Origin of the sequence: Paraburkholderia sp. (genome assembly GCF_026225065.1) — a bacterium.
In the GTDB taxonomy this organism is placed as follows: Bacteria; Pseudomonadota; Gammaproteobacteria; order Burkholderiales; family Burkholderiaceae; genus Paraburkholderia.
Map to the genome: position 1 here is coordinate 1 of NZ_JAMFSB010000255.1, position 2631 is coordinate 2631.

Here is a 2631-nt window from a genome sequence, read left to right on the forward strand (position 1 = left end):
CCGCCCGCAAGGTGTCGGGCTGGCGCGGCCGTGCGGCGTTGCGCTGGGTGCTGGCGTCGTTCGTGGCGCTGTTGCTGGCGTACGTCGGCAGCCGTTTCGTTTTCCAGGTGCTGTTGCACCGTCCTGTAGTGTGAGTGGTTCATGCGACAAATTTTTCTGCTGATCCTGATGTTCGTCATCGGCCAATGGCTGGTGAAAGCCTTGCGTCGTTCCGACGCGCAAAACGCGCAGCGTAGCGGTGCGCCTGGTGGTCCCGCAGCCGGCGGGTCTGCAGGCGGCCGTGCTGCCGGCAACGGCGCAGGGACAAGCGCGGGCGCAGGTGCGCAAGCCCGCGCGTCGAAACCCCTGCAACTGCCTGAGCCGATGATCCGTTGTGTCGAGTGCGGCGTGCACGCGCCGGCGAGCGATTCGATTGTCGTCGCGGGCGAACCGTTCTGCTGCACCGCTCACGCGCAACGTCGCGCTGCGCGACCGACGGGCCGCGACGCCCGATGAGCGATGGCTTTACCGTCGACGCCGATGGCTGGGTGACGGGCGCGCGCAAGCTGCCGTCGCCGAACTTCGAGGCACGTCCCGCAGGCGCCGTGCCGAGCCTGATCGTCGTGCACAACATGAGCTTGCCGCCCGGCGAGTTCGGCGGCACGGCGATTGAGGATCTGTTCCTGAACCGTCTCGATTGCGATGTGCATCCGTACTACGATACCCATCTGCGTGGCGTTCGGGTGTCCGCGCATTTCGTGATCCATCGCGACGGCGCGCTCGAACAATACGTCTCGTGCGAGCAGCGTGCGTGGCATGCTGGGGCGTCGAATTTTTTCGGCCGCGAGCGCTGCAACGATTTCTCGATCGGCATCGAACTGGAAGGCAGCGACGCAACCGCATTCGAAGCGGCGCAATACGAGACGCTGGGTACGCTTGTGAAGGCGCTGACGCTCCGCTATCCGGTCGAATCGCTCGCCGGTCACTCGGATATTGCACCTGGCCGCAAGACCGATCCTGGGCCACATTTCGAGTGGTCTCGCCTGCAGCGCGACACACAACTCGCAGATCAGTACTTCCCCTATCTAAAGTTTTCCAAAACGCTGTAGCGACCCTCAGTCCCCATTTGCGAGATACGTGGAGAACAAGGCCCAGCCTCGTTCTCCGGCAAGTGCCGTCGCGCCGGACGATGCCAAAAGTCAAGGCCGTAAGCTCAAATAAATCAGTTTGACGTGTCTTAAAAGTCCACTATACTTAGTGTCAGAAGCTTGGTTTTGCACTATATCTTGTGTGTCCTGTGCATAACCATGTGAATAACTGGGTGCATAAGTTATGCGGCGTCCACTCTGCGAGCACGGCGCCGCAAGCATTCCAGACACCAAAAAATATTCCTGCGATGCAGCCGGAGAGACCACCGGCCGCATCCACAAAGAAGCATTCAGGAAAGGGGCTTAGCCAGTGATCGCGACACGGACAATGAAGACCATCAACAAATCGAATCTGGCTTCATTGCTGTCGCATCCCGCCACCCGGCTCAGCCGGTCTCTTTCCTGCACTTCATCGTTAGCGCTCACGGCGGCGCAGCGTTCGTATTAATCCGCGACTTCTCTTCGCACATTTCCAGGACCAGGAGCTTTGCACATGCAAACCACCGATAACGCGTCGACCCGGTACGAGGGCGCAACCACCGGCCAGAACTTCGGCGGCCAGGCGCCGGGTGCCCAGGCACTCGCGCCGCAAGCGACCTTCGCCGACTACAAGGTGATCCGCCGCAACGGCAGCGTGGTGTCGTTCGAGCCGTCGAAGATCGCCATCGCCGTGACGAAGGCCTTTCTGGCCGTCAACGGTGGTCAGGGCGCGGCGTCGGCACGCGTACGCGAACTGGTCGAGCAACTCACGCAAAGCGTGGTGCGCGCGCTGCTGCGCAGCCGCCCGAATGGCGGCACCTTCCATATTGAAGATATCCAGGACCAGGTCGAACTCGCGCTGATGCGCGGCGGCGAGCACAACGTCGCTCGTGCGTACGTGCTGTATCGAGAGAAGCGCACTCAGGAGCGCGGCCATGACGCGGTTGAAGCGCCGAACGGCTCGCTTGGCCTGACCGTCACCGACGGCGGCGTGTCGCATCCGCTGGATATGGTGGCGCTGCGCGGCATCATCGAATCGGCCTGTGCAAACCTGGGCGACGCGGTGAGCGGCGAGCCGATCGTCACGGAAACGGTGAAGAACCTGTACGACGGCGTGCCGATGAGCCAGGTCTACGACTCGGCCATCCTCGCTGCGCGCACGATGATCGAGAAGGACCCGGCGTACAGCCAGGTCACCGCACGCATCCTGCTGCACACGATCCGCCGCGAGATCCTCGAAGAGGAAGTCACGCAGGCTGAAATGAACACGCGCTACGCGGAGTATTTCCCGACCTTCATCAAGCGCGGCGTGCAAGCCGAGCTGCTCGACGAGAAGCTGCAACAGTACGACCTGAAGCGCCTGGGCGCCGCGCTCGACGCCGACCGCGACCTGCAGTTCGGCTACCTCGGCCTGCAAACGCTGTACGACCGCTACTTCCTGCATCACGACGGCGTGCGCATCGAAAGGCCCCAGGCATTCTTTATGCGTGTGGCGATGGGCCTGGCGCTGAATGAGATCGACCGC

At 62.4% G+C, this 2631-nt stretch carries 3 protein-coding genes and 1 pseudogene; all 4 read left to right on the forward strand.

The window, feature by feature from the left end; genetic code table 11:
- A pseudogene (locus M0954_RS18655) lies at window positions 1-134 on the forward strand (inner membrane protein YpjD); the annotation flags it as partial.
- Between the two features lie 7 nt (window positions 135-141).
- The gene (locus tag M0954_RS18660; RefSeq protein WP_122152591.1) at window positions 142-495 is read left to right on the forward strand and encodes a PP0621 family protein; all 354 of its coding nucleotides are present in this window, start codon (window positions 142-144) and stop codon (window positions 493-495) included.
- A complete protein-coding gene (ampD, locus tag M0954_RS18665) occupies window positions 492-1088 on the forward strand; it encodes a 1,6-anhydro-N-acetylmuramyl-L-alanine amidase AmpD (RefSeq protein WP_297354816.1) in 597 nt (198 codons plus the stop codon). Before M0954_RS18660 ends, ampD begins: the two co-directional genes overlap by 4 nt.
- Before the next feature lie 532 nt (window positions 1089-1620).
- A partial coding sequence (locus tag M0954_RS18670) for an ATP cone domain-containing protein (RefSeq protein WP_297354819.1) occupies window positions 1621-2631 on the forward strand: 1011 nt, incomplete at its 3' end.